This window comes from Agromyces sp. P2_B3, assembly GCF_056404815.1.
The window spans coordinates 1-22,331 of record NZ_JBFUDH010000005.1 but is presented as its reverse complement, the minus strand read 5'-3'; the positions used below and the strand labels follow the sequence as shown (position 1 = coordinate 22,331).

Here is a 22,331-nt window from a genome sequence, read left to right as displayed (position 1 = left end):
CACGCCCGTCAGATCGGCAGCGAGCGGTCGTCGACGATCGTCTTCATGACGAGGGTCGACTCGACGCGCCGCACGCCTGGCAGCGCGGAGAGGCGTTCGTCCCAGAGCCGCTGGTAGGCGGGCAGGTCGGGCACGGCCACGCGCAGGAGGTAGTCGGGATCGCCGAACAGCCGCAGGGCCTGGATCACCTCGGGGACCTCGGCGACGGCGGCATCGAACGCGGGGATGGTCGCGCGGTTCGCCTGGTCCATGGTGACGAACACGAGCGCGCCGAAGCCGAGCCCGACGACCTCGGGGTCGATCACCGCACGGTAGCCGGTGATCGCGCCCGACTCCTCGAGCGCTCGCAGGCGCCGGTGCGTCGGCGACATGCTGAGCTGCACCCGCTCGGCGAGGTCGGTGAGACTCAGTCGGCCGTCGTGCTGCAACTCGGCAAGGATTCTCCGGTCGATGGCGTCCATGGGGTGGATTCTTCCACAGCAGGGCGCCGGAGGGGAGGAAGTTGGAACCACCTTCCAGCCGATCTTCCGTACGTTCGTCGTATCGGAACGACGATCGGGGAATGCGATGGACGTGCAACTGCTGCTCGCCTGCTGGGCGATGATGACGTTCATGGTGCTCGTGCCGGGGCCCGACTGGGCCTACATCATCGCCGCGGGCACCAGGGATCGCACGATCATGCCCGCGCTCGGCGGCATCCTCATCGGCTATCTCGTCGCGGTGGCCGCGGTGGCGGTGGGCGTGGGCGCGACGCTGGCGGCGCTGCCGTGGGCACTCGTGATCCTCACCCTGGCAGCGGCGGGCTACCTGTCGTACCTCGGCGTGCGCATTTTGCTGCACCCGCCCGCCGTGGCGACGGCCGGGGAGTCGGGCCCGCAGCGTGAGTCGAGGGCGTGGCTTCGGCTGGCCCAGGGGGTCGGCGTGAGCGGGCTCAACCCCAAGGGACTGCTCGTGCTCGTCGTGCTGCTGCCGCAGTTCACGGATGCCGCGGGCGACTGGCCGATCCCGGTGCAGCTCGCGGTGCTCGGGCTCATCTTCGTGGGCAGTTGCGCACTGGTCTACTCCGTCGTGGGCGTCGGCGCCAAGGCCGTGATCCGTGCACGGCCGTCGGCCATGCGCGTGGTCTCGCGCGTCTCGGGCGCGGCGATGGTGCTGCTCGCGGTCGTGCTCGTGGCCGAGCAGCTGATGCACCTCACTCGGTAGCGTGGCCTGCATGGCCACTCCCGACTTCGTGCTCGAACTGCGCCGGCACCTCGGCACCCGCCCCCTCTCGTTCGTCGGCGTGACCGCGGTCATCGTCCGTGGCGACGAGGTGCTGCTGGGTCGCCGCTCCGACAATGGCGCGCTGACCCCCATCACCGGCATCGTGGATCCGGGTGAGGAGCCGGCGGATGCCGCGTGCCGCGAGGCGCTCGAGGAGGCGGGCGTGCGCATCCGGGCGGACCGCCTGGCGTGGGTGCACCAGATCCCGCGGATCACCTACGACAACGGCGACCAGGCGGACTACCTCGACCTCACCTTCCGGTGCACGTGGCTCGAGGGCGAGCCCTATCCGGCCGACGGCGAGATGACCGAGGTGGGATGGCGACGTCTCGATGACCTGGGCGACCTGTCGGAGGAGCAGCGGACCCGTGTCGCCGTCGCCCTGGCCGAGGGCGACGCCCGTTTCGAGGGTGGCGCCTGACCCGAGTGTGACCACCGGCGCGGGGCGCGACCGCCGCGCCGCGGCGTGGTGCGGCGCGTCGCGCGTCGTTCGCCGGCCGCCGACGCGACCGAGGCGCTAGGTTCGTGCCGTGCGCCTGAACGCCGCCGTCGCCGCCACGGCCTGCCTGGTTCTCTTCGCCCTCACCGGATGCCTCGCCACCCCGGTGGCGACTCCCACGTCGAGCCCGTCGGCGTCACCGTCGCCCGAGCCCGTGGCATCCGGCCCGCTCACCTGTGACGAGCTCGTGCCGGCCGAGGTGGTCGCCGCCGCCCTCGAGGGCGCTGACGGGGTCGCCGTCGAGCCTGTCGCGGCGGTGAAGGAGTCGGTCGCCTTCGACCAGGCGCTGCTCACCGGGGCCGGCGGACGCGCCTGCTCGTGGCGGGTGGGCGCCGGCATGCCCGAGTACAACGCGCCGAGCGACTGGGCCTACCTGACCGTCGAGGTGCTGCCCGGCGCGGGCGCGCAGTGGGTTCCGCTCGTGATGGGCGACGGGCCGTCGACCATGACGCGCCCGATCGCCGGCACCGAGGCGTCCATTGCCGGAGGCGACGCGGGATGGCGCCTCTCGGCACCGGTGGCCGGCGGATGGGTGCAGGCCACGCTCAGTGCCGCCGCGCTCACCTCGACCGGCGGCCGGTTCGCGGGGCTCGGCGCCGACACGATGATGGACCGACTCGCACAGGTCGGCGAGACGGCGTTCCCGGTGCTGCAGGAGGCGGATGCCACGCGCCTCACCTGGCCGGCAGTCGCCGTGCGGCAGGGTGACGCGCTCTGCACCGGCGACCTGGACGCGACGGGCATCCTGGACGCCCTCGGGGTGCCCGAGGGTTCGGCCGCGGAGATCGTCGCGAGCGAGCCGGATGCCGCCGCACCCGGGTCCTTCGAGGAGGCGGTCGCCGACGCCGCCCGCACCTTCACCTGCGACGTCCACGTCGACGGGCAGCCGGTGCTCGCGATCACGACCGCCCGGGGCTTCGCGTCCCTCTTCGACCGCTGGTCGGCGGCCGACGTGAACCTGGCGTTCACGCCGTTCGAGTTGGCGGATGCCCCGGCCGACGCGCGTGCCGTGGGAAACGGGGCGGAGAACCGGGCCGCGATCGCCTACCTCGCCATCGGCGACTCCCTCTACGCCATCGAGGGGGCGGGCGCGCCGGCGGTCGCCCAGGCCATCGTGGCCCAGACCTCCTGACCGTCACGACCATGATGCGCACCGCGGGGCGAACGCAGCCGAACGTCGAGGTCATCGCACCCGGCATCCACTTCGTGCAGACGCCGCTCGTGAACTGGACCGTGCTGTCGGGCGACGGCACGCTCACGCTCATCGACGCCGGCTACCCGAGCGACCGGCAACGTGTGTCCCGCGTGCTCGGCGACCTCGGGGGCGAGCTCACCGCCGTGCTCGTCACCCACGGGCACAGTGACCACATCGGCGGGATCCGCTGGCTGCTCGTCGAGTGGCCGGATGCCGCGGTGCTCGCGTCGGCCGAGGAGCTGCCGAACGTCACCCGCGAGGTGACGCACCAGGTGGGCGTGCGGGACCTGTTGCCGAGCCTCTGGCGGCCGTCGGTCATCGCGTGGACGGCCCGCGCCATCGCGGCGGGCGGTCTCGCCGACGTGGGGGTGCCCGACCCGCGCCCGATCGAGCCCGATCGCGAGCACCGCTTCAGCGGTCACCGGGTCGTTCCGCTCCTGACGCCCGGCCACACGCCGGGTCACCTCATGTACTGGCTGCCCGAGCACGGCGTGCTCGTCAGCGGCGATGGCATCGTCACGGGGCATCCGACGTCGAGGGATCACGGGCCGGGCGTGCTGGCGCCGATGTTCAACCACGACGACGCGCTCGCGCGCGCGTCGATGGACACGGTGCTCGACGGGCGGCCGTTCGAGGTCATCCTGCCCGGCCACGGACCGTCGCTCCGCCTTCGCTGACCGACGCCGGCGACGTGGCCCTTGACAGATGGTGCTTCGAGCGCGTTAATGGAACCAAGTAGTTCCAGAACCGATTGGTACGAAATGACCGATGCACTCAGTCGCACGTTCCAGGCACTCGCCGACCCGACGAGGCGATCGATCCTCGCTCGCCTCAAGGTCGTCGGAGAGGCATCCGTCGCCGAGCTCGCCGAGCCCTTCGACCTGACGCAGCGCGCCATCTCGAAGCACGTCGGCGTGCTCGAGGAGGCCGGCCTCGTGTCTCGCAGCCGCGACGCCCAACGCCGGCCGAGCCGGCTGCGGGTCGAACCGCTCACCGAGGTCGATCGGTGGCTCGAGGAGTATCGCGGTATCTGGGACGAGCGGTTCGCCGCTCTCGGGCGCGAGCTCGAGCGCGACGCGATCGCCGAATCGCACCACACCGATGAGGGGAAGACATCATGAGCACGACCCAGGCCGACCGCGGACTCGCGGTCGAGATCGAGCAGGAGTTCGACGCGGCATCCGAGCGGGTGTTCGCCTACTGGACCGACGCCGACGCCCTCGCCCGCTGGTTCGCCCCAGGCGACTACGCCACCGTGGCGGCGGACGCCGACGCCAGGCCGGGCGGCGCGTGGAGCCTCGAGTTCCGCGCCGGCGACGGCCGCGCGTACTCCGAGCGCGGGTCCTTCCTCGAGCTCGATCCACCCAGGCGCATCCAGCTGACGCTGACCCAGGTCCACGGCGGAGAGGCCGGCCCCGAGACCCTCGTGACGGTCGAGCTCGACGACGTCGGCACGCCGGATGCCCCGCGCACGCGCATGCGGTTCCGGCAGACGGGCCACGCCGACGCCTCCCTGCGGGACCAGAACGCCGAGGGCTGGCGCGGGTGCTTCGCGAAGCTGGAGGGCGCGCTCACGTAGTCCCCGGTCTCGCGCAGCAGATGCAGGGTCGATCGGCGGGTGCGCAACCCCTAGGGGGTGCGCACCCGCCGTGGCTAGCCTCGAGGAGGAGCGCCGCCACGCGGCATCCGTCGACCGACCATCGTGGAAAGGGAAGCGACACCATGGACATCACCGACAACGGGCCGGAGCCGAACGCCTTCGACATCGAGACCGCGACGAGGCAGAACGCCAACTATCGCACCGTCGCCTGGACCGGCAAGTACCTGCAGGTCACGCTCATGTCGATCCCGGTCGGCGAGTCGATCGGCCTCGAGTCCCACCCCGAGACCGACCAGTTCCTGCGGGTCGACGCGGGGCGGGGGCGCGCCAAGATGGGCCCGTCCAAGGACGACCTCAGCTTCCAGCAGGATGTCAGCGACGGCTGGAGCATCCAGGTTCCCGCCGGCACGTGGCACGACGTCGAGAACACGGGCGATGTGCCGCTGCGGCTCTACACCGTGTACGCGCCCGTGCACCACGCGGCCGGCGCCGTGCAGCCGACCTCCGATGATGCGGAGAAGGCCGAGAAGTCGGGCAAGGATGAGCCGCCGTCGTGGGCCGTGGAGCCCGAGGAGGGCGAGCCCGACCAGCACGCCTGAGCGGCGGTCGCCGCAGGCGGCATCACCCTCCGGCACCCACCGACGAAGCGCTCAGGTCAGGGCCACGATGAGGCTCAGCACCGCGAGCACCGCGACGACCGGCGTCATCGTGTACCGCTCGGGGCGGCTTCGCGACATCGCGTTGAGCGGGATGCCGAGCACGAAGTAGGCGAAGACGACCCACATGCCGACCGTCGACACGATGTCGGGCACGAGGTCGATCGCGCCCGCGCGGTCGAGGGCGAGCACGGCGATCACCGCATAGACCACGATCGACACGGCGCTGCCGATGCGGAGTCGTGCGGGGAGCACCCGATGGGTGCCGCCCCAGGCGAAGCGTCCGAGCGGCGCGCCGAGCACGAGCGCGAGCTGGAAGACGGCGAGCAGGGCGAGGATGACAGTCAGGGCGATCGCGGCGGGCACGGCGGCGAGCCTATCGCGGGCTCACCGCCGGCCGAGGTCAGGCATCGGTGACGTCGATGAGCACCTTGCCGACGGTGCCGGCCTCGACCGCGTCGTGCGCGTCGGCGGTGCGCTCGAGCGGGAACCTCGTGAGCGGAAGGCCCGCCGCCTCGCCCACCTCGAGCGCACCGTCGGCGAGCGCCCGGTCGAGGTCCTCGGCGGCCGCCGCCAGAGCCGCGTCGCCCACCGTGTAGAGCAGCAGGAACTGGTAGCGCACGTTGAGCGCGAAGTGGTGACGCACGTCGAGCGTCATCTCGGCGCCGCCGTCGGTCGCGTAGACGGCGACGGTGCCGTGGTTCGCGAGCACCCGTGCGTTGAGCTCGGCATTGCGCGCGGGGGAGACCTCGACGACCTGGTCGACCCCGTCGGGCGCGATGGCGCGGATCGCCTCGGCGGCATTGCCCACGCGGTAGTTCACGACGTGGTGGGCGCCGGCCGCGGTGGCGAGCGCGGCCTTCTCGGGCGAGCTCACGGTGGTGATCACGCGCGCCCCCGCCCAGCGGGCGAGCTGGATCGCCGCGTGTCCGACGGCACCGGCTCCGCCGGCGACGAGCACCGTGCGTCCGTCGAGGGCGCCCGGTGCGAGCCGGGTCGGGCCGCCGTCGGCGACGGTCAGCGCGCGGTGCGCGGTGATGGCGGGAACGCCGAGCGAGGCCCCGATGTCGAAGCTCGCGGCATCCGGGAGCCTGACGACCCGCTCGGCGGGAAGCACCGCGTACTCCTGTGCGGTGCCGGTCGGTCGGGCGTGCGCCGCGAGGAGCACCCACACCCGGTCGCCCACCTCGAGGCCGGTCACGTCGGCGCCGACCGCGTCGACGACGCCAGCGCCGTCCTGGTTCGGCACCACCTCGGGGAACGGGGTCGGCGTGCCGGGCCGGCCACCGGCACGGGCCTTCCAGTCGGTGGGGTTCACGCCCGACACGACGATGCGGACGCGCACCTCGCCTGAGCCCGGCTCGGGGAGCTCTCGCTCCACGAGGGCGAGGACGGACGAGTCACCGGTCTGCGAATATGCGATCGCTCTCATGCTGAGGGCAACGCCGCCGATCGCGCCATTCTTCCGGTCGGTCCCGGATGCGCCCTTGACGACGGCGGTCGCCCGGAGGAGCCTGATCGCATCCGCAAACCGGCGAGGCGCGGGAGGCCGCGCGAAAGGGCACGGCACATGGAGCACACCGACCTCACCACCGAGCAGATCGCCCGCGCATTCTCCAGCCATCGCTTCGAGGTCGCACTGCCGCACCTCGCCGATGACATCGTGTGGACGCTGGTCGGCACCGACCCCGTGATGGGCCGGAAGGCGGTGAAGAAGACGTGCGAGAAGACGGCCGAGTACCTCGCCGACGTGACGACGGAGTTCCAGCGGTTCCGGAGCGTCGTCGGCGAGGACAGCGTCGTCGTCGACACGCTCGCCCGCTACACCGAGGCCGACGGCGACGTCTCGGTCGTGGCCTCGTGCGACATCTACGACTTCGTCGACGGGCGCGTCACCGAGATCGTGTCGTACACCGTCGAGCTGCCGAGCTGACGGCGGGCGGACTCGGGCAGCGGCGACATGATGGCCGAGCCGATGCGGCGGGCGGGTGGTCCGCCACGATGGGCGCTGCGGATGTCGGCGCCGTTCGCGATGGCGCTCGCCGGACGCCGATGGATGCCGCTCTGGGGCATCATCCACCATCGCGGACGACGCAGCGGCACGTACTATGCGACCCCGATCGCCCTCGTGCCCACCGTGGCCGACGACATGTTCCTCATCGGGCTGCCGTGGGGCACCGGCACGAACTGGGCGCGCAACGTGGTCGCCGACGATGGCGCGGTACTGCAGTGGAAGGGGACGATCCACCGGGCGACGACTCCTCGCATCGTCGGCGCCGACGAGGCCGCCGCCCTGGCGGAGCCGCGGTTCCGGCCCGTGGTCGCCCGGTTCCCGGCGGCCATCGTGCTGCGGCGGGGCTAGCGGCGTCTCCCACTTCCGACCGAGATGTCACATTCGGCGGGCGGCCGGTGTCTCCATGTCGACGGCACGAACCGCGTGCACGAACCTCTGGAGGAGACATGACCAGCGCAACGCGCGTACCGCCCGCCGAGATCACCGGCCTCTTCGGCGCCCTGGTGAAGCGGATGACCCGCCGGAAGTTCGGTCGCACCCCCGACTCGCTCGGCGTGATGTGGAACCACCCCACCGTGCTCAAGGACCTCATGGGCTTCAACCGCACGGCCGACACGTGGCACGAGCTCGGCCCCGAGCTGTCGTCGTATGCGCGCATGGCCACGGCGGCGGCGGTCGGCTGCGACGCCTGCCTCGATATCAATTACTTCAAGGCGCACGACGAGGGCCTCGATGAGGCGAAGGCGCGGGAGGTGCCGCGGTGGCGCGAGTCCGACGTGTTCACGCCGACGGAGCGGCGGGTCATGGCGTACGCCGAGGCCATGAGCCAGACGCCGCCGGCCGTCACCGACGCGATGTCGGCCGAACTGCTCGAGGAGCTGGGCGCCCCGGCGCTGATCGAGCTCACCGCCAAGGTTGGACTCATGAACACGGCCACCCGCATGAACGTCACGCTCGGCATCCACTCCGATGGGCTGGCCGCGACCTGCGGCCTGCCCCCGATCGCCCCTCGTTCGGCCGAAGTAGGCTCGCCCGCATGAGCGAAGACCCGTTCGTGACGCATCGCGGCCTGCTCTTCACCGTCGCCTACGAGCTGCTCGGTTCCGCGGCCGACGCCGAGGACGTCCTGCAGGAGTCCTGGCTGCGATGGAAGGACGTCGACCGGTCCGAGGTGCGCGAACCGCGCGCCTACCTCGTACGGATCGTGACGCGCCAGGCCCTGAACCACCTGCGCACCGTGTCGCGGCGCCGGGAGGAGTACGTCGGCGAGTGGCTGCCCGAGCCATTGCTCACGAGTCCGGATGTCGCCGACGACGTCGAGCTCGCCGAGAGCGTGTCGATGGCGATGCTGACCGTGCTCGAGACGCTCGCGCCCACCGAACGCGCGGTGTTCGTGCTGCGCGAGGTCTTCGACGTGCCCTACGACGAGATCGCCAGGGCGGTCGACAAGACGCCCGCCGCGGTGCGGCAGATCGCGCACCGCGCGAAGGACCACGTGGCCGCGCGCCGGCCACGGGTCACCGTGGACCGCGCCGAGCAGGAGGCCGTCGTGGCGCGATTCATCGCGGCAGCCAGCTCGGGCGACGTGCAGGGGCTCATGGACGTGCTCGCTCCCGACGTGGTCTCCGTCGCCGACGGCGGCGGACTCGTGCGCGGGGCCGCACGCCGGCCGATCGTCGGGGCTGACAAGATGGCGCGGTACCTCGTCGGCGGGCTCTCGAAGCTCGGCCAGCCGTTCACGGCGCGGCTGATCTGGGTCAACGGCCAGCCCGGCGTGCGCGTCGAGGTCGCCGGGGAGCTGGTCGGGGCGGTCAGCATGGACATCGAGGGCGGGCGGATCGCGCGCCTCTACTCCGTCGCGAACCCCGAGAAGCTGGGCTGGCTCGACGAGGAGGCGGCGATCACCCGCTGACGAGCCCGTGTCAACCCCGCCGCCGGCGTGGCGCGCCGGGCCGCATCACGCTTAGCGTTGCTGCAGGCGCGCCCTCGTGTGACGCGCATCCCACGGGAGGCACGCATGACGGATTCGGCGACGCTGCTCATCCTCGGGGCCGACGGCGACCTCACGAAGCGCCTGCTGCTGCCAGGGCTCGGCACGCTCCTCGCGGCGCATGAGGTGGACCTCGAGGTGATCGGCTCAGGGCTGACCGAGCGCACCGAGCAGGAGTGGCGGGACCTCGTCGCCAGTGCCCTCGAGTCGGTGCCCGAGCCTCGCCGCACGCGGCTGCTCGAGTCGACGCGGTACGTCCGGGCCGACGCGACCGACGCGGACGCGCTCGCCGGCCTGCTCGCCGCGTGCTCGGACGCGCCCGTCGTGTACTTCGCCCTCCCGCCCGCGGTGACCGCGCGGGTCTGCCGGGTGCTCGAGCACCTCGACGTGCCCGACGGCCTACGACTCGCGCTCGAGAAGCCCTTCGGCTCGGATCGCGAGAGCGCCCACGAACTCAACGAGCTGCTCACCCGCATCGTGCCCGAGCGCCAGGTGTTCCGCATCGACCACTTCCTCGGCCGGGCGACCGTGCTGAACCTGCTCGGCACGCGCTTCGCGAACCGCATGATCGAGCCGGTGTGGCACCGGGGCGCGATCGAGCGCGTCGAGATCGTCTACGACGAGACGCTCGGCCTCGAGGGGCGCGCCGGGTACTACGACGGCTCCGGCGCGCTCGTCGACATGATCCAGAGCCACCTGCTCGCGGTGCTGGCGCTCGTGGCCATGGAGCCGATCGACCGGATCGACGAGGTGGAGCTCCGCGATGCGATCGCGGCGGTGCTGCGCCGGACCGCCGTCTGGGACGACGATCCGGTGGCCTCCAGCCGGCGGGCCCGCTACGGCGCCGGGGAGATCGAGGGACGCTCCCTGCCTGCGTACGCCGATGAGCCCGGCGTCGATCCGCAGCGCGGCACGGAGACACTCGCCCAGGTCGTCGTCGGGATCGACACCGACCGGTGGCGCGGGGTGCCGTTCCTGTTGCGTTCCGGGAAGGCCCTCGGGCGCGCGCGCAAGATCGCGCGTGCGGTGTTCCGTCCCGCTGCCCCGATCGAGGGGCTCGAGGGCACGCCCCGCTCCGACTGGATCGAGCTCGACCTGAGCTCCGGCGAGGTCGAGATCGGCCTGACCATGAACGGCGGCGGCGATCCGTTCGCCCTCGAGCAGACCACGCTCGTCGCCCAGCAGGTGCCGGGGGCGCTCCTGCCCTACGGCGAGGTGCTGAAGGGCATCCTCGGCGACGACCCCACCCTCTCGATCAGGGGCGACGTCGCCGAGGAGTGCTGGCGCATCGTCGAGCCCGTGCTCGCCGCGTGGCGTGCGGGCCGGGTGCCGCTCGACGAGTACCCGGCGGGCTCCGACGGACCCGACGGGTGGCGGCAGCCCGAACCCAGCTGACGGCTACTGCAACGGGGCCCTACTGCCTCGCGGCCTACCGCACCGCGGCCGGCTGCGCCGCCAGCCACTCGGCGAACGTCGTCGTCGACAGCTGCGCGTCGGGGCCGGGAACGAGCTCGGTGCCCTCCAGCCGGGTGCCGAAGTAGTGCGCCTCGGGGTCGCCGATGACCGTGCGCGGGTCTTCCTTCGCCGCGAGCGCGATGCGCACGAGTTCGTCCTGCGCGACGCGCTCGGGGCCGCCGATCTCGACGGTGCCGTTGACGGGGTCGCCCGCGGCGACGCGGGCGACGGCGGCCGAGACATCTGCTGCCGCGATCGGCTGCATCAGCCCCGTGCTGAGGCGCGCCGTGCCGTCGACGGTGGCCTCGTCGGCGATGCGCCCGACGAACTCGTAGAACTGCGTCGCCCGCACGATCGAGTAGGGCAGGCCCGACTCCTCGATGAGCCGCTCCTGGGCGACCTTCGCGCGCAGGTAGCCGCTGCTCGGCAGCCGCTCGGCGCCGACGACCGAGAGGGCGACATGGTGACTGACGCCCGCCTCGCGCTCGGCGGCGAGCAGGTTGTTCGTCGACGTGGTGAAGAACGCGAGCACGTCGTCGTCGGCGAACGACGGCGAGTTCGACACGTCGACGACGACGTTCGCGCCGGCGAGCACCTCGGCGAGGCCCTCGCCCGTGATGGTGTTCACGCCCGAGTTCGGCGACGCCGGAACGGCTTCGTGACCATGCTCGGCGAGGTGCTCGACGACCTTGGAGCCGATGAGGCCGGTGCCTCCGATGACGACGATCTTCATGAGTGGTGCCTTCCGTCAGGGCTGCGGCGTCTCCGCTGCCGTCATCAAGCTCTGACCGGCCGGCCTGTCGATTTGTGACGGGATGAGCCGAAGAGGGCTCGAGCCCTCGGGTTCATCGGTTCCAGTGCGCGAGCTTGCCGGCCGACGTCGTCAGCCACAGCCGGTCGATGGTGGCCCCGCCGAGGTCGAAGGAGAGCACGCCGAGCACCTGCCCGTCGGCGCCCCGCAGCGCGAGCCCGGGGACGCCGTTCACGTGGGCGGCCTCGATCGCGGCATCCGGCCGGTTCGCCAGTCGTTCCCTGAGCACGCGGATGACGCGGGCTCGGCCGCGCACCTCGCCCCCGGTCTCGTCGCCGGCGTCGATGCACAGGTGGATCTCGGGGTTCAGCACGCTCGCCAGCGCCAGGTCGTCGCCCTGCTGCAGTGCGGAGCGGAGGCGGGCGGCGCAGACGTCATGACGCACGGGGGCTCACCGCGGCGAGCTTCTCGGGGTTCATCATCCAGAGCACCTGCTCGATGCCCTGCGCCGCGGCGACGACGCTGACCACCGCGAACGTCACGCCCTCCTTCGAGAGCAGCACCGAGGGCTGGCCGTTGGTCTCGGCGGCGGTGACGGTCACGCCCTCCCAGAAATGGGTGTGGAACGCGCGCACGAACTTCGCCACCCGTTCGCGCCCGACCACCGGGAACCTCGAGGCGCGCACGACGCCTCCGCCGTCGGAGTAGGACACGACGTCCTCTGCGAACAGGTGCTCGAGCTCCTCGAGGTCGCCGGTCCGCGCGGCCGCGAGGAACGCGTCGAGCAGCCGGCGCTGCTCGGCCTGGGTCACTTCGCGCCGTCGTTCGCCGGCGAGGTGCTTGCGGGCGCGGCTCACGAGTTGTCGGGCGGCGGGTTCGGAGACCTGCACGATCTCGCAGATCTGGTCGTAGGGGTAGGCGAACGCCTCGCGCAGCACGTACGCGGCCCGCTCCGTGGGCGTGAGTCGTTCCAGCATCACCAGCACGGCGAAGCCGAGTGCCTCGGCACGTTCGGCGCCGAGGGTGGGATCGGCGCTCGTGTCGACCGGCTCGGGCAGCCACGGACCGATGTAGGTCTCGCGGCGGGCGCGCGCCGACTGCAGCGCGTTGATGGCGAGGCGCGTCGTCGTCGTGGCGAGGAACGCGGCCGGTTCCTGCACGACCGACCGGTCGGTGCCCTGCCAGCGCAGCCAGGCATCCTGCACGAGGTCCTCAGCCTCCGACGCGCTGCCGAGCATGCGGTAGGCGATGCCGAACAGCCGCGGTCGCACGGCGGTGAAGACGGCGAGCGCGTCGTCGAGGTTCGCATCCATGTCGTGTCCTGTCGGTCGGCGGATGGGGCCGCATGCGCCCCTGTCAGCTGAGACCGGATGGCGCCGGCGGTTGTGACGGCATCCGGGAAGATTCTGCTCCGGATGCCGCGGGCGCGGTGTCCGCCAGCACGGCGGCCAGCCCGTTCAGCTGCAGCCGCGTGCTGCCTTCGAGGTGCGCGACGTCGTGAGCCGGGATGTCGGTGAGCGCGAAGAAGCGGTACTGCTCCGTCCACTCGAGCTGCGTGCCGGCACCATCGGCAGAGAGCCCGATGGTGCGAAGCGCCGCCCACCGCAGCACGTCGTCGATGCGCACGCTGTAGCTCAGCACGATGCGCTCGTCGGGCACGAGGTCGATGAAGGTCGACGCGTACTCGACGTGCTCCTCCCGGTCGGGCATGGCGAAGACCGTCGTGGCGATCTCGCGGCCGCCCACCCGGAAGTCGAGCAGATAGGTCTGACGTGCGCGGTCGCCGGGCTGCCGGAACCACCTGCGACGGACGGGCTCGTCCCGGAACGCGGCGAAGACCCGTGCTGGGGGCGCGTCGAGCCGTGCCGTCTCGGTGAATGCGCCGCCCAGCGGTGCGGCTGCGCCGTCCGAGCTCACGCCGCGGCGCGTGTCAACGGTCGGTTGCTGCGGAAGATCCCGTCGGGATCGACTCGCTGCTTCACCGCCGCGAGCCGGTCGACGACCTCGGCCGGGTAGGCGTCGGCGAGCGTCGACCCGAGCCCGAGGAAGGTCGGCACGGTGCGGTCGCCCGGATGCCGCTCGACGAGGTCGCGCAGCGGCTGCAGCGCGGGGCCGGGGTCGAGGGTCGCGTCGAACAGCACCACGCCCGAGTTCAGGAACCCGCCCGCATGCACCGCGCCCACCGCCGAGGACTCGGCGCCGAGGTCATCCGCGATGGCACCGCCGAGCGCACGCACGCTGCACCGCATGAGGCCGAGGTCGGCGCCGGCGAGGAACGCGTCGACGAACTCGCGCGCGAACGCCTCGTCGAGCCGGTCGATCGAGCCGCCGAAGTCGGCACTCGGCATGGGGTCGACGGGCTCGGCGGCCACGGCGGCGAGGGAGCCGATCGTGAACGGCGTGAGCGTGTTCGCGACCGGCTCGGCGACTGCGATGAGCCGGTCGGCGTAGGAGCGGGCGGTGTCCTCGTCGCCGATGTGCACGAGGGCCACGGTGGCGAGGGTCTGGCCGCGCAGCGGCGGCGGCAGCATGGGCAGGTCGGGGAACCTGGCCATGCCGATGTCGAGGCCGAGCTCGGGGATGTCGCGTGCCAGCTCGAACGCGGCGGTGAGCACGTCGACGGCGTTGCGCGCCGGGAAGGCGAGGCTGCCGCCGAAGAGCGACTCGCCGGGATACAGCGACAGCTCGATGGCGGTGACCACGCCGAACAGCCCGCCTCCGCCGCGGAGCGCCCAGATGAGGTCGGCGTCGTCGGCGTCGGTGACGCGTCGCACCTCGCCCGCGGCATCCACCAGCTCGACGGCGATGATCGAGCGCGCGGTGAGGCCGAAGCGGCGGCTGAACATCGACTGCCCGCCGTTCAGCGCGAGCCCCACCACGTTCACCTCGGGGTTCGAGCCGGCCAGGGCGACGTGGCCGGTGCCGTCGAGGCGCTCGAGCACTCGGCCCCAGTTGACGCCGGCGCCGACGCGCAGCAGCGGGGACGCGAGGTCGACCGTGATCTCGTCGAAGCGCGACGGCCGGATCAGGATGACGCCCGAGAGGTCGCCGTCGGCCCCGTGTCCGTTGGGCTGCGTCGTGACGCCGTAGCCTCCCTCGCGCGCCGCGCGAACGATCGCCTGCACGTCGGCGACGTCTGCCGGTGTGGCGATCGCTGCGGGCCGCTGGTCGACGGCGAGGTTCCACGCCAGGCGAGCCGTGTCGTAGTCGGGATCGCCCACGAGCACGAGCGTGCCCTGCAGGTCGGATCGGAGTCGGTCGAGGTGCGTGGAGTCGGTCATCGTCATCCCTTCGGTCCGTCGCCCAACGTATCGCCGGGCACCGACAGTGGGAAGGGGGACGTCCGGCCGAGGCATCCGGTCGTCACTGTCGGGGCGCCCCCGTACGATCCGGGTATGACCGAACCGGCCGAGGCGAAGTACGACGTCAAGCGCGCCCATCGCGAGCTGTACGCCCCGTCGGCGAAGGGATTCGCCGTCGTCGAGGTGCCGCCCATGCGCTACCTCGCGGTCGACGGGCACGGCGACCCCAACGAGGCAGTCGCCTATCGGCAGGCGGTAGAGGCGCTGTTCGGCGTCGCGTACGCGGTGAAGTTCGCGAGCAGGCGCGAGCACGGCCGCGACCTCGTCGTCGCGCCGCTCGAAGGACTCTGGTGGGCCGACGATGCCGCCGCGTTCGTGGCGCGCGACAAGGCCTCGTGGAACTGGACCATGCTCATCGCCCAGCCCGACTGGATCGACGACGAGGCGGTCGCCGCGGCCGTCGACGCGGCGCGCGCGAAGGCGAAGAAGGGTGGCGGCGACCCGAACCCGGCACTCGACGGGCTCCGCCTGCTGCACCTGCACGAGGGCACGTCGGCCCAGATCCTGCACGTCGGCTCGTACGACGACGAGGCGCCGACCCTCGCGCGGCTGCACGACGAGTGGATGCCGCAGCACGGCGTCACCTTCAACGGCCCGCACCACGAGGTCTACCTCAGCGACGCACGCCGAACCGCCCCCGAGAAGCTGCGCACCGTGCTGCGCCAGCCGGTGCGCTCACGCTGATCCGCGGGATACTTGGGAGAGCACACCGAGGAGGCGACCCATGGCCCTCGACACCCCCAACGGAACACGCGGAGCCCGCCAGCCCGGCCACAGCAGGCTCGAGCAGTGGGGCAACCGGATGATGGTCGACCGCATCCGCCGCAAGGGAGACCGCAGCGGCACGAAGGTCGTGCTCGTCACAGTCGGGCGCAAGACCGGCGAGGAGCGGATGAACCCGGTGCGCTGGTTCCCCGCCGGCGGCGAGGCGAGGTACATCGTCGCCTCCGCCTCGGGCGCCGCGAAGAACCCGGCGTGGTACTGGAACATCCGTTCCCACCCCGATCGGGTCCGCATCGAGTTCGCCGGCCAGCGCATCGACGTCGTGCCCGAGCAGTTGCACGGGGCCGAGCGCGGCGCGGCGTGGGCGCAGATCACCGCCGCGGCCCACGGCTTCGCGAAGTACGAGCGCATCACCGACCGCGAGATCCCCGTGATCCGGCTGACGCCGCGCCCGAACGGCGCATAGCCATGCACGCCGCCATCGACCGGCTCGTGACGGCGATCAACGCCCACGACCTCGATGCCATGGTCGCCCTGTTCCATCCTGAGTACGACAGCCGGCAACCTGCGCATCCCGGGCGGACCTTCGTGGGCAGGGAGCAGGTGCGCGCGAACTGGGGCGCGATGTTCTCGGGCATACCCGACTTCCAAGCGGAGCTCGTCCGGTCGACGCAGGACGGCGACCTGGAATGGTGCGAGTGGGCGTGGACGGGCACCCGTTCCGACGAGCAGCCGTTCGACGTGCGCGGCGTCACCCTGTTCGAGGTCCGCGACGGCCTCATCGTGGCCGGGACCCTGTACGTCGAGGACCTCGAGCGCGACGCGGGCGACATCGAATCGGCGGTCGAAGGGCTCTCGGGCGCCCGTCCCGGCGACGCCTGACGCGCTCACTCGGGCCGGTTGCCCGCCTCGCCGTTGATCGTGAACGGCGTCGTCACGCCCTCGTACATGACATGGGCGATGAGCCCGTCGACCGCGTGCGGCAGGGTGTGGCAGTGGTCGCTCCAGATGCCCGGGTTGTCGGCGAGGAACGCGACGTCGTAGCGCTCGCCCGGGTGCAGGTCGAGCGAGTCGACGATCCACGGGCTTCCGGATGCCGCGACCCCGTCGCGGGAGAGCACGACGACGTGGTGCCCGTGCAGGTGCATCGGGTGCACGTCGCCCGAGTCGTTGCGGAGGTGCATGACGACCACGTCGCCCTCGCGCACGTGGAACATCGGCACGTCGGGGAACATGCGCCCGTTGATGGTCCAGAAATTGCCGGGGCGTCCGTCGATGAGGCCGAAGCGGCGGGCGATCACGTAGTCGAAGACCTGGTCCGGCGTGGTCGGGTCGAAGTCGAGCGCGGCGGGCGCGCCGTACGCGAGCAGGTCGAGCGTCGCAGCCGGTTGGTGAACGGGAGCGGGGGCGGGTGCCTCGAGATCGCCGATCACGACGCTGCGGGCGCCGCCGACGTGCAGGCGCACGGCCTCACCGGCCGCAGGCGCCTGCACCGCGACATCCGCCCGCCCGCCGGCCGGCACGAGCAGACGCTGCCCCTCGATGTCCGTCGGTTCGTGCACGTCGTGCCCGTCGGTGGCGACGACCCGGAACGGGGCCGCCGACCAGACCGAGGCGGTGCCCTGGTCGCTGTTGATCACGCGTACGCGAACCGTGGAGCCCGGGGCGGCGGCGACGCGTTCATCCTCGACGCGTCCGTTCAGCGTGTACTGGCCGCCGTACACGTGCAGCAGTGCGGTGACGTCGCCGTCGGTTGCGAGCGGCCCCGCGGCATCCGACGGCTCGATGACGATCGCACCGAGCAGCCCGCGCTCGACCTGCACGTGCGACACCTGGTGCGAGTGGTACCAGTACGTGCCGGCCTCCGTCGCCTCGAACCGGTACACGTAGCGGCCACCCACCGGCACCGCGTCCTGCGTGATGCCGGCGACGCCGTCGGCCGCATTGGGCACGTCGATGCCGTGCCAGTGCAGCGTCGCGCCATCCGCGACCGACTCGTTCACGAAGGTCACCTCGACGAGGTCGCCCTGGCGTGCGCGGATCTCGGGGCCCGGCGACGTGCCGTTCACCGTGTAGCCGTCGACGGCGTGACCCCCGGGGATCTCGATCGTCTGCTGCCGGGCGACCAGCTCGACACGCACGTCGGCGGGCCGGTCGGGGTCGGCCGTCAACGAGGTCACGCTGACCTCGCCGGTGCGGCCGCCGGTTCCGGATGCCGCGGCGGAGCCGCCCGCACCGCCCGCAGCGTCTCCGCCGTGGCCGGCGTGCGCGTGGGCCGGCGCGTGCCCGCTCGCGTCGCCGCCCATGTCCATGACCGAGTACTCGCCGAGCAGCGTGGAACTCCACGCCAGCGCGCCGGCGCCGAGCGCGGTCACGACCGCGACCCCGACGACGGCGCACCGCACGACCTCACGCCGAGAGGGCATCGGAGGTCGCCGCCTCGGCGTCGGCCGTCGAACCCGATCGAGCCGCGGCCCGCGGCGCCCGACCCACCCGCAACGCGCCCATGACCGCGGCGAACACGACCGCGAGCGCGTTCGCGCCATGGATGAGCCCGAGGTACGGCATGCCGACGAGGGAGAAGCCCAGCACCACCTGCAGCACCACCAGCCCGAGGGTGATCGCGGCCCAGAGCTTCGCGCCGCGCACCCGCACGAAGAGCGAGACGACGACGAGCGCGACTGCGAGCAGCGGCAGCACCACCCCGCCGACGATCCCGTGGATCCAGAAGCCGAGCTCGCCGGCGCCCCCGGCCGTGCGGCTCTCGAGGAGGGCCTTGTCGACGACGTCGCCGTTCGACACCCGGTTGAGCAGGCCGCCGAACGCGAACGCGATGGCGGCGGCTTGCACGACCACGCCGCCCGCGATGATCCAGGCCAGTGACGAGTAGACCTTGCGCATGATGGGACTCCCTGTTCGTGCGGCTCGCCGTCGTGGCATCCGCTCGCCCCCGACCCTCGCCGAGCCGTCGCCGAGCCGGAACGCAGCAGACCGGACGCCGCGTGGCGGGGGACCGCAGACGCCATGGAGGCCAGCCCCCAAGGGCTGGTGCGGATGCCCCTCTCCCGGCGGCCGCGCCGAAGGAGGACCATGGGGGTGTGGACCGCAGGTGGGTGTGCCTCGCAACGCTCGGCCCGATCGGGGTCGCGTCAGTGGTGTACGTCGTCGTGGTGCAGGGGTTCATCCATCCCGAGTTCGACCATCAGCTCGCCTGGCCGCTGCTCGGCGCGCTGCCACTGTTCGTGTTCGGCATGTGGCTGCTCACCGTCTCGGCGTCGCGCATGGCGCTGCTGATCGCCCTCGGCTCGACGGCGATGCTCGTCGGGTCGGCGTACGAGACGTTCGTGCAGGCGAACCTCGACGTGCTCGCGCAGCCGTGGTTCCCGCTCTTCAACGTGATCGGGCTGACCGCTGACGCGACGGCCACGTCGGCGTTCCTCGTGGTGTTCGCGACGTTCCCCGACGGGGTCGCCGAGCTGCGCTGGCAGCGGATCGCGGTCGTCGCGCTCTGGACGCCGATGCTCGTCGGGCCGCTGACCCTGATCACGACCCCGCACGTCGTGACGTCGCCGTACCTCGGCGTCAGCGGCGACACCGTCGCGAACCCGTACGTCGTCCCGTGGCTGGAATGGGCGGCGCCCGCGGTGGAGTACCTCTTCGTGCAGCCGTGGCCTGCGGTCGCCGTCAGCCTCGCGGTGCTCGCGACGCGTGCCCTGTTCGGCTCGCCGCCGGTGCGGGCGCGCACCCGAGTGACGGCGTTGACGATCGGCGTCGCCATGGTGATGTTCTGGGCCTGGACGTTCTTCCCGGCCAGCTGGGTCGTGCAGGTGCTCGTGCTCGTCTCGCTGTTCGCCCTGCCCATCTCGGCGATCCACGGCATCCTCCGCTACGGCGCCTTCGACATCGCCCCCGGGGATCGCGGTCGCGTCGTCGGGCGTTCGTCGGACCTGCTCATCACGATCCTCTACGGCATCGCCGTCGCGACGCCCGCGGTGCTGCTCACGCCGCAGCTCGACGTGCTGCCTGCGGTGCTCATCACCGTGCTCGTCGCGATGGTGCTGCTGCCGGTTCGCGGGTGGGCGCAGCGGCGCCTGCACCGCACGCTCTTCGGCGATCGCGAGCGCCAGTTCAACATGCTCAGCGAGCTCGGTTCGCGACTCGAGGGCGCTGGCGAGCCGCGCGACCTGCTCACCCGTCTCGCGCACGCGGTGTACGACGGACTCGATGCGTCGTGGGTGCGGATCCGGTTGGTGTCGACCGATGGGGCGCTCGCCGCGTCGCCGGTCGGGGCGGCGGGTGACGTGCCGGGTGCGACCTCGGCCGCCGACACCGCCGAGCCGACGCTCGCCGCCGACCTCCTGCGCCTCGACGAGGTGCTCGGGCGCATCGAGGTGGGACCCCGGCATCACGGTGAGTACAGCGACGCCGAGCGGGTGCTGCTGCGCACCGTCGCGGGCCAGGCCGCGGCATCCGTCGCCAACGTGCGTCTCACCGCCCAGCTCGCCGAGCAGCTCGACGAGCTCACCGCCTCACGGGAGCGGCTCGTGGCCGCGCAGGACGACGAGCGCCGGCGCCTGGAGCGCGACCTGCACGACGGCATCCAGCAGAACGTGGTCGCGCAGATCGCCGGCCTCCGGCTCGCCCGCAATCGTCTGGAGCGCGGCGAGCTCGCCCCTGCGGAGCTCGCCGAGCTGCAGGACCAGGCCCGGGAGACGCTCACCGACCTGCGGGAGCTGGCGCAGGGCATCCACCCGCCGGTGCTGAGCGACAACGGGCTGGTCGCTGCGGTCGAGTCGGGCGTGGCCCGCTATCCCATCCCGCTCTCGGTCGAGGCGGATGCCGCGGTGCGCGCCGAGCGGTATCCCGACGACGTGGAGACCACCGCGTACTACGTGGTGCGGGAGGCCCTCGCGAACACTGCCAAGCACGCCAACGCGACGCACGCGTCGGTCGGGCTGGCGCGTTCGAACGGCCATCTGCGCATCTCGATCAGCGACGACGGCTGCGGCATGGGCGCGGTGTCGCCGGCGTCGGCGTCGGGCGGCGGGCTCGCGAACATCCGCGACCGGGTGGCGGCCCTGCGGGGGACCGTGCGCGTGTCGGCGGCCGAGCCGTCGGGCACGACCGTCTCGGTGGACCTGCCCGTCGCGACATCGGCGGGGGCCGAGGCAGCCGGTCCGGGAGGCGGACGCGGTGGATGACCCGGGCGTGCTGCGCGTCGTGATCGCCGAGGACAACTACCTCGTGCGCGAGGGCCTCCGGCGCCTGCTCGAGGACTCCGGCGAGATCGACGTGGTCGCGTCGGTCGGCAACGGCATCGAGCTGCTCGACGCCGTGCGGCGGCTTGCGCCCGACGCGGTGCTCACCGACATCCGGATGCCGCCGGGCCACCACATGGAGGGCATCGAGGCCGCGCACGCGATCCGCGCCGCATCGGCGACGACCGGCGTGGTCGTGCTGTCGCAGCATGCCGACGAGAGCTATGCGCTGGCGCTCTTCGACGACGGCTCGGCCGGCCTCGGCTACCTGTTGAAGGATCGCATCGGCGACCTCGAGGACCTCGTGCACGCGCTCCGCGAGGTATGCGCCGGCGGCTCGGTGATCGACCCCCAGATCGTCGACACGCTCGTGCGGCGGCGCAGCGCCGCCGGTGCGGCGAGCCCCTTGGCGGCGCTGTCGCCGCGCGAGCTCGAGGTGCTGCGCGAGATGGCCGCGGGCAAGACCAACGCGGGCATCGAACAGGCGCTGTTCCTGTCGTCGTCGACGGTCGAGAAGCACGTGAACGCCATCTTCACCAAGCTGCGGCTGCCCGAGTCGGGCGTGCACCGGCGGGTCGCGGCGGTGCTCGCGTTCCTGCAGAGCACGAGCGCCTGACTCGCCGGCGCGGACGGCTCACAGCGCGACGCTGCTGAGCACCTCGGTCGCGGCGATCTTCAGCACGCCGCCCTCGTCCACGAGCCGATACGCCGTCACCTCCTGCACCATGGAGCCGTCGGTGAACGTGTAGGTGAGCGTCGCCTGGCCCTGGTCGGGGGCGGTGGCCGTCACGTCGGTGATCTGCAGGGCGGCGACGTCGTTCCAGAAGTCCTCGTAGGCGCCCCTGCCGCCGACGTGGTTCTCCTGGTAGTCGGCCGTCATCATCGTCCAGGCGGTGTCGAGGTCGCCGGGCACGAGGGCGTAGTAGCCGGTCAGGGTGTCGACGACCCGCTCCTCGGGGGTCGCGGGCTGGGGCTGCGGCGTCGGCGTCGGCGTCGGCTCGGCGGACGCGCTGGGGCTCGGCGCGGGCGCGGGTTGCGGCTCGGGCTCGGCTGACGGCGTCGAAGCGGAGGAGGTCGCGGGCGCGGCCGTGGGCGACTCGCCCGCTTCGGGCGCCGCCCCCACGCCGCCGGCGTTCGAGAACAGGGCGCCGAGCACGACCGCGCCGCCGGCGACGAGCAGGCCGAGCACCACGACGGTCGAGACCACGAGGCCGCGGCGGCGCGGTGGGCGTCCGGCGTGCGCGGGCGGAGCGTCGGGCGACGGCGCCACCGGGTCGGCGTCGACCGCCTCCGATGGGGCCGACGGCTGCAGGAGCCACGCCAGTGCCGGGGGAGGAGGGGTCGGCTGCAGACGCTCGGTCGTGGCGGTGGGCGGTCCGGTCGCCTCGACCGCGTCGGGCGCCGCGCCGGATGCCTCGCCCAGCCGCTCGGTCGGCGCGGCCACCGTGGGTGGGTCCGGCTCGGATGCGTCGTCGAGCCGTTCCGTCGTGGACTCGACGGAGGTCGCGGCATCCGCCGGCCGGGCGCCCGCGGCCGCGCCTGCGCCCGCGGCGGCGGCCGCGCCC

At 72.5% G+C, this 22,331-nt stretch carries 27 protein-coding genes and 1 pseudogene; 17 read left to right on the top strand and 11 right to left on the bottom strand.

Features of this window, described 5'->3' with window-relative positions:
• Positions 1 to 8: 8 nt before the first annotated feature.
• Positions 9 to 461, bottom strand: a complete 453-nt coding sequence (locus tag AC1DZA_RS09755) for an Lrp/AsnC family transcriptional regulator (protein WP_476761669.1) — start codon at positions 459 to 461, stop codon at positions 9 to 11.
• Between the two features lie 106 nt (positions 462 to 567).
• Here AC1DZA_RS09755 and AC1DZA_RS09750 point away from each other — a divergent pair, with 106 nt between their 5' ends.
• From AC1DZA_RS09750 to AC1DZA_RS09720, 7 genes are all read left to right on the top strand, one after another.
• Positions 568 to 1,203 carry a LysE family translocator gene (locus AC1DZA_RS09750; protein ID WP_476772595.1) on the top strand — a complete coding sequence of 212 codons (636 nt, stop codon included), beginning with the start codon at positions 568 to 570 and terminating at the stop codon, positions 1,201 to 1,203.
• Positions 1,204 to 1,213: 10 nt separating this feature from the next.
• Entirely contained in the window at positions 1,214 to 1,684 is a 471-nt protein-coding gene (locus tag AC1DZA_RS09745) for an NUDIX hydrolase (protein WP_476772594.1), read from the top strand.
• Positions 1,685 to 1,793: 109 nt separating this feature from the next.
• Complete coding sequence (locus AC1DZA_RS09740; protein WP_476772593.1) at positions 1,794 to 2,894, top strand: hypothetical protein; 1,101 nt, start codon at positions 1,794 to 1,796, stop codon at positions 2,892 to 2,894.
• Positions 2,895 to 2,905: 11 nt separating this feature from the next.
• Positions 2,906 to 3,634 (top strand): MBL fold metallo-hydrolase, encoded by a 729-nt coding sequence (locus AC1DZA_RS09735; protein WP_476763694.1) that lies wholly within the window; start codon positions 2,906 to 2,908, stop codon positions 3,632 to 3,634.
• Between the two features lie 84 nt (positions 3,635 to 3,718).
• Positions 3,719 to 4,078 (top strand): ArsR/SmtB family transcription factor, encoded by a 360-nt coding sequence (locus AC1DZA_RS09730; protein WP_476763693.1) that lies wholly within the window; start codon positions 3,719 to 3,721, stop codon positions 4,076 to 4,078.
• Positions 4,075 to 4,536 (top strand): SRPBCC family protein, encoded by a 462-nt coding sequence (locus tag AC1DZA_RS09725; RefSeq protein WP_476763692.1) that lies wholly within the window; start codon positions 4,075 to 4,077, stop codon positions 4,534 to 4,536. The genes AC1DZA_RS09730 and AC1DZA_RS09725 overlap by 4 nt, the downstream gene beginning before the upstream one ends.
• 143 nt (positions 4,537 to 4,679) lie before the next feature.
• Positions 4,680 to 5,156 (top strand): cupin domain-containing protein, encoded by a 477-nt coding sequence (locus AC1DZA_RS09720; protein WP_476772592.1) that lies wholly within the window; start codon positions 4,680 to 4,682, stop codon positions 5,154 to 5,156.
• 51 nt (positions 5,157 to 5,207) lie between these two features.
• Here AC1DZA_RS09720 and AC1DZA_RS09715 read toward each other — a convergent pair whose 3' ends face one another.
• Positions 5,208 to 5,579, bottom strand: coding sequence for a hypothetical protein (locus tag AC1DZA_RS09715; protein ID WP_476761306.1), 372 nt, complete (start codon positions 5,577 to 5,579; stop codon positions 5,208 to 5,210).
• A gap of 37 nt (positions 5,580 to 5,616) precedes the next feature.
• On the bottom strand, positions 5,617 to 6,645 hold the full coding sequence (locus tag AC1DZA_RS09710; protein WP_476772591.1) for an NADPH:quinone reductase: 1,029 nt from the start codon (positions 6,643 to 6,645) through the stop codon (positions 5,617 to 5,619).
• 138 nt (positions 6,646 to 6,783) lie between these two features.
• Here AC1DZA_RS09710 and AC1DZA_RS09705 point away from each other — a divergent pair, with 138 nt between their 5' ends.
• The 5 genes from AC1DZA_RS09705 to AC1DZA_RS09685 all read left to right on the top strand — a co-directional run bounded on the left by AC1DZA_RS09705 (position 6,784) and on the right by AC1DZA_RS09685 (position 10,612).
• Positions 6,784 to 7,146 carry a nuclear transport factor 2 family protein gene (locus tag AC1DZA_RS09705; protein WP_309974145.1) on the top strand — a complete coding sequence of 121 codons (363 nt, stop codon included), beginning with the start codon at positions 6,784 to 6,786 and terminating at the stop codon, positions 7,144 to 7,146.
• A gap of 81 nt (positions 7,147 to 7,227) precedes the next feature.
• Positions 7,228 to 7,575 carry a nitroreductase family deazaflavin-dependent oxidoreductase gene (locus AC1DZA_RS09700; protein ID WP_476772590.1) on the top strand — a complete coding sequence of 116 codons (348 nt, stop codon included), beginning with the start codon at positions 7,228 to 7,230 and terminating at the stop codon, positions 7,573 to 7,575.
• A gap of 98 nt (positions 7,576 to 7,673) precedes the next feature.
• Positions 7,674 to 8,267: a carboxymuconolactone decarboxylase family protein gene (locus AC1DZA_RS09695; protein WP_476772589.1), complete on the top strand. Its 594-nt coding sequence runs from the start codon at positions 7,674 to 7,676 to the stop codon at positions 8,265 to 8,267.
• Entirely contained in the window at positions 8,264 to 9,139 is an 876-nt protein-coding gene (locus AC1DZA_RS09690; protein WP_476772588.1) for an RNA polymerase sigma-70 factor, read from the top strand. The genes AC1DZA_RS09695 and AC1DZA_RS09690 overlap by 4 nt, the downstream gene beginning before the upstream one ends.
• 105 nt (positions 9,140 to 9,244) lie before the next feature.
• Positions 9,245 to 10,612: a glucose-6-phosphate dehydrogenase gene (locus tag AC1DZA_RS09685; protein WP_476772587.1), complete on the top strand. Its 1,368-nt coding sequence runs from the start codon at positions 9,245 to 9,247 to the stop codon at positions 10,610 to 10,612.
• Positions 10,613 to 10,646: 34 nt separating this feature from the next.
• Here AC1DZA_RS09685 and AC1DZA_RS09680 read toward each other — a convergent pair whose 3' ends face one another.
• From AC1DZA_RS09680 to AC1DZA_RS09660, 5 genes are all read right to left on the bottom strand, one after another.
• On the bottom strand, positions 10,647 to 11,405 hold the full coding sequence (locus AC1DZA_RS09680; RefSeq protein WP_476772586.1) for an SDR family oxidoreductase: 759 nt from the start codon (positions 11,403 to 11,405) through the stop codon (positions 10,647 to 10,649).
• Between the two features lie 112 nt (positions 11,406 to 11,517).
• A complete protein-coding gene (locus AC1DZA_RS09675; RefSeq protein WP_476772585.1) occupies positions 11,518 to 11,868 on the bottom strand; it encodes a sigma-70 family RNA polymerase sigma factor family protein in 351 nt (116 codons plus the stop codon).
• Positions 11,858 to 12,736 carry an RNA polymerase sigma-70 factor gene (locus tag AC1DZA_RS09670; RefSeq protein WP_476761299.1) on the bottom strand — a complete coding sequence of 293 codons (879 nt, stop codon included), beginning with the start codon at positions 12,734 to 12,736 and terminating at the stop codon, positions 11,858 to 11,860. Before AC1DZA_RS09670 ends, AC1DZA_RS09675 begins: the two co-directional genes overlap by 11 nt.
• A gap of 43 nt (positions 12,737 to 12,779) precedes the next feature.
• Complete coding sequence (locus AC1DZA_RS09665; protein WP_476772584.1) at positions 12,780 to 13,340, bottom strand: SRPBCC domain-containing protein; 561 nt, start codon at positions 13,338 to 13,340, stop codon at positions 12,780 to 12,782.
• Complete coding sequence (locus AC1DZA_RS09660; RefSeq protein WP_476772583.1) at positions 13,337 to 14,704, bottom strand: FAD-binding oxidoreductase; 1,368 nt, start codon at positions 14,702 to 14,704, stop codon at positions 13,337 to 13,339. Before AC1DZA_RS09660 ends, AC1DZA_RS09665 begins: the two co-directional genes overlap by 4 nt.
• Positions 14,705 to 14,818: 114 nt before the next feature.
• Between AC1DZA_RS09660 and AC1DZA_RS09655 the strand changes: the two genes are divergently transcribed.
• Genes AC1DZA_RS09655 through AC1DZA_RS09645 form a run of 3 tightly spaced genes read left to right on the top strand, consistent with a single transcriptional unit; the run spans position 14,819 to position 16,390 of the window.
• A complete protein-coding gene (locus AC1DZA_RS09655; protein WP_476772582.1) occupies positions 14,819 to 15,469 on the top strand; it encodes a GyrI-like domain-containing protein in 651 nt (216 codons plus the stop codon).
• A 40-nt stretch (positions 15,470 to 15,509) separates the two neighbouring features.
• Positions 15,510 to 15,974 carry a nitroreductase/quinone reductase family protein gene (locus AC1DZA_RS09650; protein ID WP_476772581.1) on the top strand — a complete coding sequence of 155 codons (465 nt, stop codon included), beginning with the start codon at positions 15,510 to 15,512 and terminating at the stop codon, positions 15,972 to 15,974.
• A 2-nt stretch (positions 15,975 to 15,976) separates the two neighbouring features.
• Entirely contained in the window at positions 15,977 to 16,390 is a 414-nt protein-coding gene (locus tag AC1DZA_RS09645; protein ID WP_476772580.1) for a nuclear transport factor 2 family protein, read from the top strand.
• A 5-nt stretch (positions 16,391 to 16,395) separates the two neighbouring features.
• Here the strand turns inward: AC1DZA_RS09645 and AC1DZA_RS09640 are convergent, their stop codons facing one another.
• Together AC1DZA_RS09640 and AC1DZA_RS09635 are read right to left on the bottom strand one after the other, a co-directional pair.
• Complete coding sequence (locus AC1DZA_RS09640; protein WP_476772579.1) at positions 16,396 to 17,934, bottom strand: multicopper oxidase family protein; 1,539 nt, start codon at positions 17,932 to 17,934, stop codon at positions 16,396 to 16,398.
• Positions 17,918 to 18,409, bottom strand: coding sequence for a hypothetical protein (locus AC1DZA_RS09635; protein ID WP_476772578.1), 492 nt, complete (start codon positions 18,407 to 18,409; stop codon positions 17,918 to 17,920). Before AC1DZA_RS09635 ends, AC1DZA_RS09640 begins: the two co-directional genes overlap by 17 nt.
• Before the next feature lie 197 nt (positions 18,410 to 18,606).
• Here AC1DZA_RS09635 and AC1DZA_RS09630 point away from each other — a divergent pair, with 197 nt between their 5' ends.
• Both AC1DZA_RS09630 and AC1DZA_RS09625 read left to right on the top strand, forming a co-directional pair.
• Positions 18,607 to 20,709, top strand: a complete 2,103-nt coding sequence (locus AC1DZA_RS09630) for a sensor histidine kinase (protein WP_476772577.1) — start codon at positions 18,607 to 18,609, stop codon at positions 20,707 to 20,709.
• Positions 20,702 to 21,382: a response regulator gene (locus tag AC1DZA_RS09625; protein ID WP_476761290.1), complete on the top strand. Its 681-nt coding sequence runs from the start codon at positions 20,702 to 20,704 to the stop codon at positions 21,380 to 21,382. Before AC1DZA_RS09630 ends, AC1DZA_RS09625 begins: the two co-directional genes overlap by 8 nt.
• An 18-nt stretch (positions 21,383 to 21,400) precedes the next feature.
• On the opposite strand, the pseudogene AC1DZA_RS09620 reads toward AC1DZA_RS09625, so the two are convergent.
• Positions 21,401 to 22,331: pseudogene (locus tag AC1DZA_RS09620) on the bottom strand (hypothetical protein); the annotation flags it as partial.

What these genes read in the sequence shown, in the direction of transcription:
- AC1DZA_RS09755 (WP_476761669.1), bottom strand. Translation starts at nt 461, where the DNA reads ATGGACGCCATCGACCGGAGAATCCTTGCCGAGTTGCAGCACGACGGC.
- AC1DZA_RS09750 (WP_476772595.1), top strand. Translation starts at nt 568, where the DNA reads ATGGACGTGCAACTGCTGCTCGCCTGCTGGGCGATGATGACGTTCATG.
- AC1DZA_RS09745 (WP_476772594.1), top strand. Translation starts at nt 1,214, where the DNA reads ATGGCCACTCCCGACTTCGTGCTCGAACTGCGCCGGCACCTCGGCACC.
- AC1DZA_RS09735 (WP_476763694.1), top strand. Translation starts at nt 2,906, where the DNA reads ATGATGCGCACCGCGGGGCGAACGCAGCCGAACGTCGAGGTCATCGCA.
- AC1DZA_RS09730 (WP_476763693.1), top strand. Translation starts at nt 3,719, where the DNA reads ATGACCGATGCACTCAGTCGCACGTTCCAGGCACTCGCCGACCCGACG.
- AC1DZA_RS09725 (WP_476763692.1), top strand. Translation starts at nt 4,075, where the DNA reads ATGAGCACGACCCAGGCCGACCGCGGACTCGCGGTCGAGATCGAGCAG.
- AC1DZA_RS09720 (WP_476772592.1), top strand. Translation starts at nt 4,680, where the DNA reads ATGGACATCACCGACAACGGGCCGGAGCCGAACGCCTTCGACATCGAG.
- AC1DZA_RS09710 (WP_476772591.1), bottom strand. Translation starts at nt 6,645, where the DNA reads ATGAGAGCGATCGCATATTCGCAGACCGGTGACTCGTCCGTCCTCGCC.
- AC1DZA_RS09705 (WP_309974145.1), top strand. Translation starts at nt 6,784, where the DNA reads ATGGAGCACACCGACCTCACCACCGAGCAGATCGCCCGCGCATTCTCC.
- AC1DZA_RS09700 (WP_476772590.1), top strand. Translation starts at nt 7,228, where the DNA reads ATGTCGGCGCCGTTCGCGATGGCGCTCGCCGGACGCCGATGGATGCCG.
- AC1DZA_RS09695 (WP_476772589.1), top strand. Translation starts at nt 7,674, where the DNA reads ATGACCAGCGCAACGCGCGTACCGCCCGCCGAGATCACCGGCCTCTTC.
- AC1DZA_RS09690 (WP_476772588.1), top strand. Translation starts at nt 8,264, where the DNA reads ATGAGCGAAGACCCGTTCGTGACGCATCGCGGCCTGCTCTTCACCGTC.
- AC1DZA_RS09685 (WP_476772587.1), top strand. Translation starts at nt 9,245, where the DNA reads ATGACGGATTCGGCGACGCTGCTCATCCTCGGGGCCGACGGCGACCTC.
- AC1DZA_RS09680 (WP_476772586.1), bottom strand. Translation starts at nt 11,405, where the DNA reads ATGAAGATCGTCGTCATCGGAGGCACCGGCCTCATCGGCTCCAAGGTC.
- AC1DZA_RS09670 (WP_476761299.1), bottom strand. Translation starts at nt 12,736, where the DNA reads ATGGATGCGAACCTCGACGACGCGCTCGCCGTCTTCACCGCCGTGCGA.
- AC1DZA_RS09660 (WP_476772583.1), bottom strand. Translation starts at nt 14,704, where the DNA reads ATGACCGACTCCACGCACCTCGACCGACTCCGATCCGACCTGCAGGGC.
- AC1DZA_RS09655 (WP_476772582.1), top strand. Translation starts at nt 14,819, where the DNA reads ATGACCGAACCGGCCGAGGCGAAGTACGACGTCAAGCGCGCCCATCGC.
- AC1DZA_RS09650 (WP_476772581.1), top strand. Translation starts at nt 15,510, where the DNA reads ATGGCCCTCGACACCCCCAACGGAACACGCGGAGCCCGCCAGCCCGGC.
- AC1DZA_RS09645 (WP_476772580.1), top strand. Translation starts at nt 15,977, where the DNA reads ATGCACGCCGCCATCGACCGGCTCGTGACGGCGATCAACGCCCACGAC.
- AC1DZA_RS09640 (WP_476772579.1), bottom strand. Translation starts at nt 17,934, where the DNA reads ATGCCCTCTCGGCGTGAGGTCGTGCGGTGCGCCGTCGTCGGGGTCGCG.
- AC1DZA_RS09635 (WP_476772578.1), bottom strand. Translation starts at nt 18,409, where the DNA reads ATGCGCAAGGTCTACTCGTCACTGGCCTGGATCATCGCGGGCGGCGTG.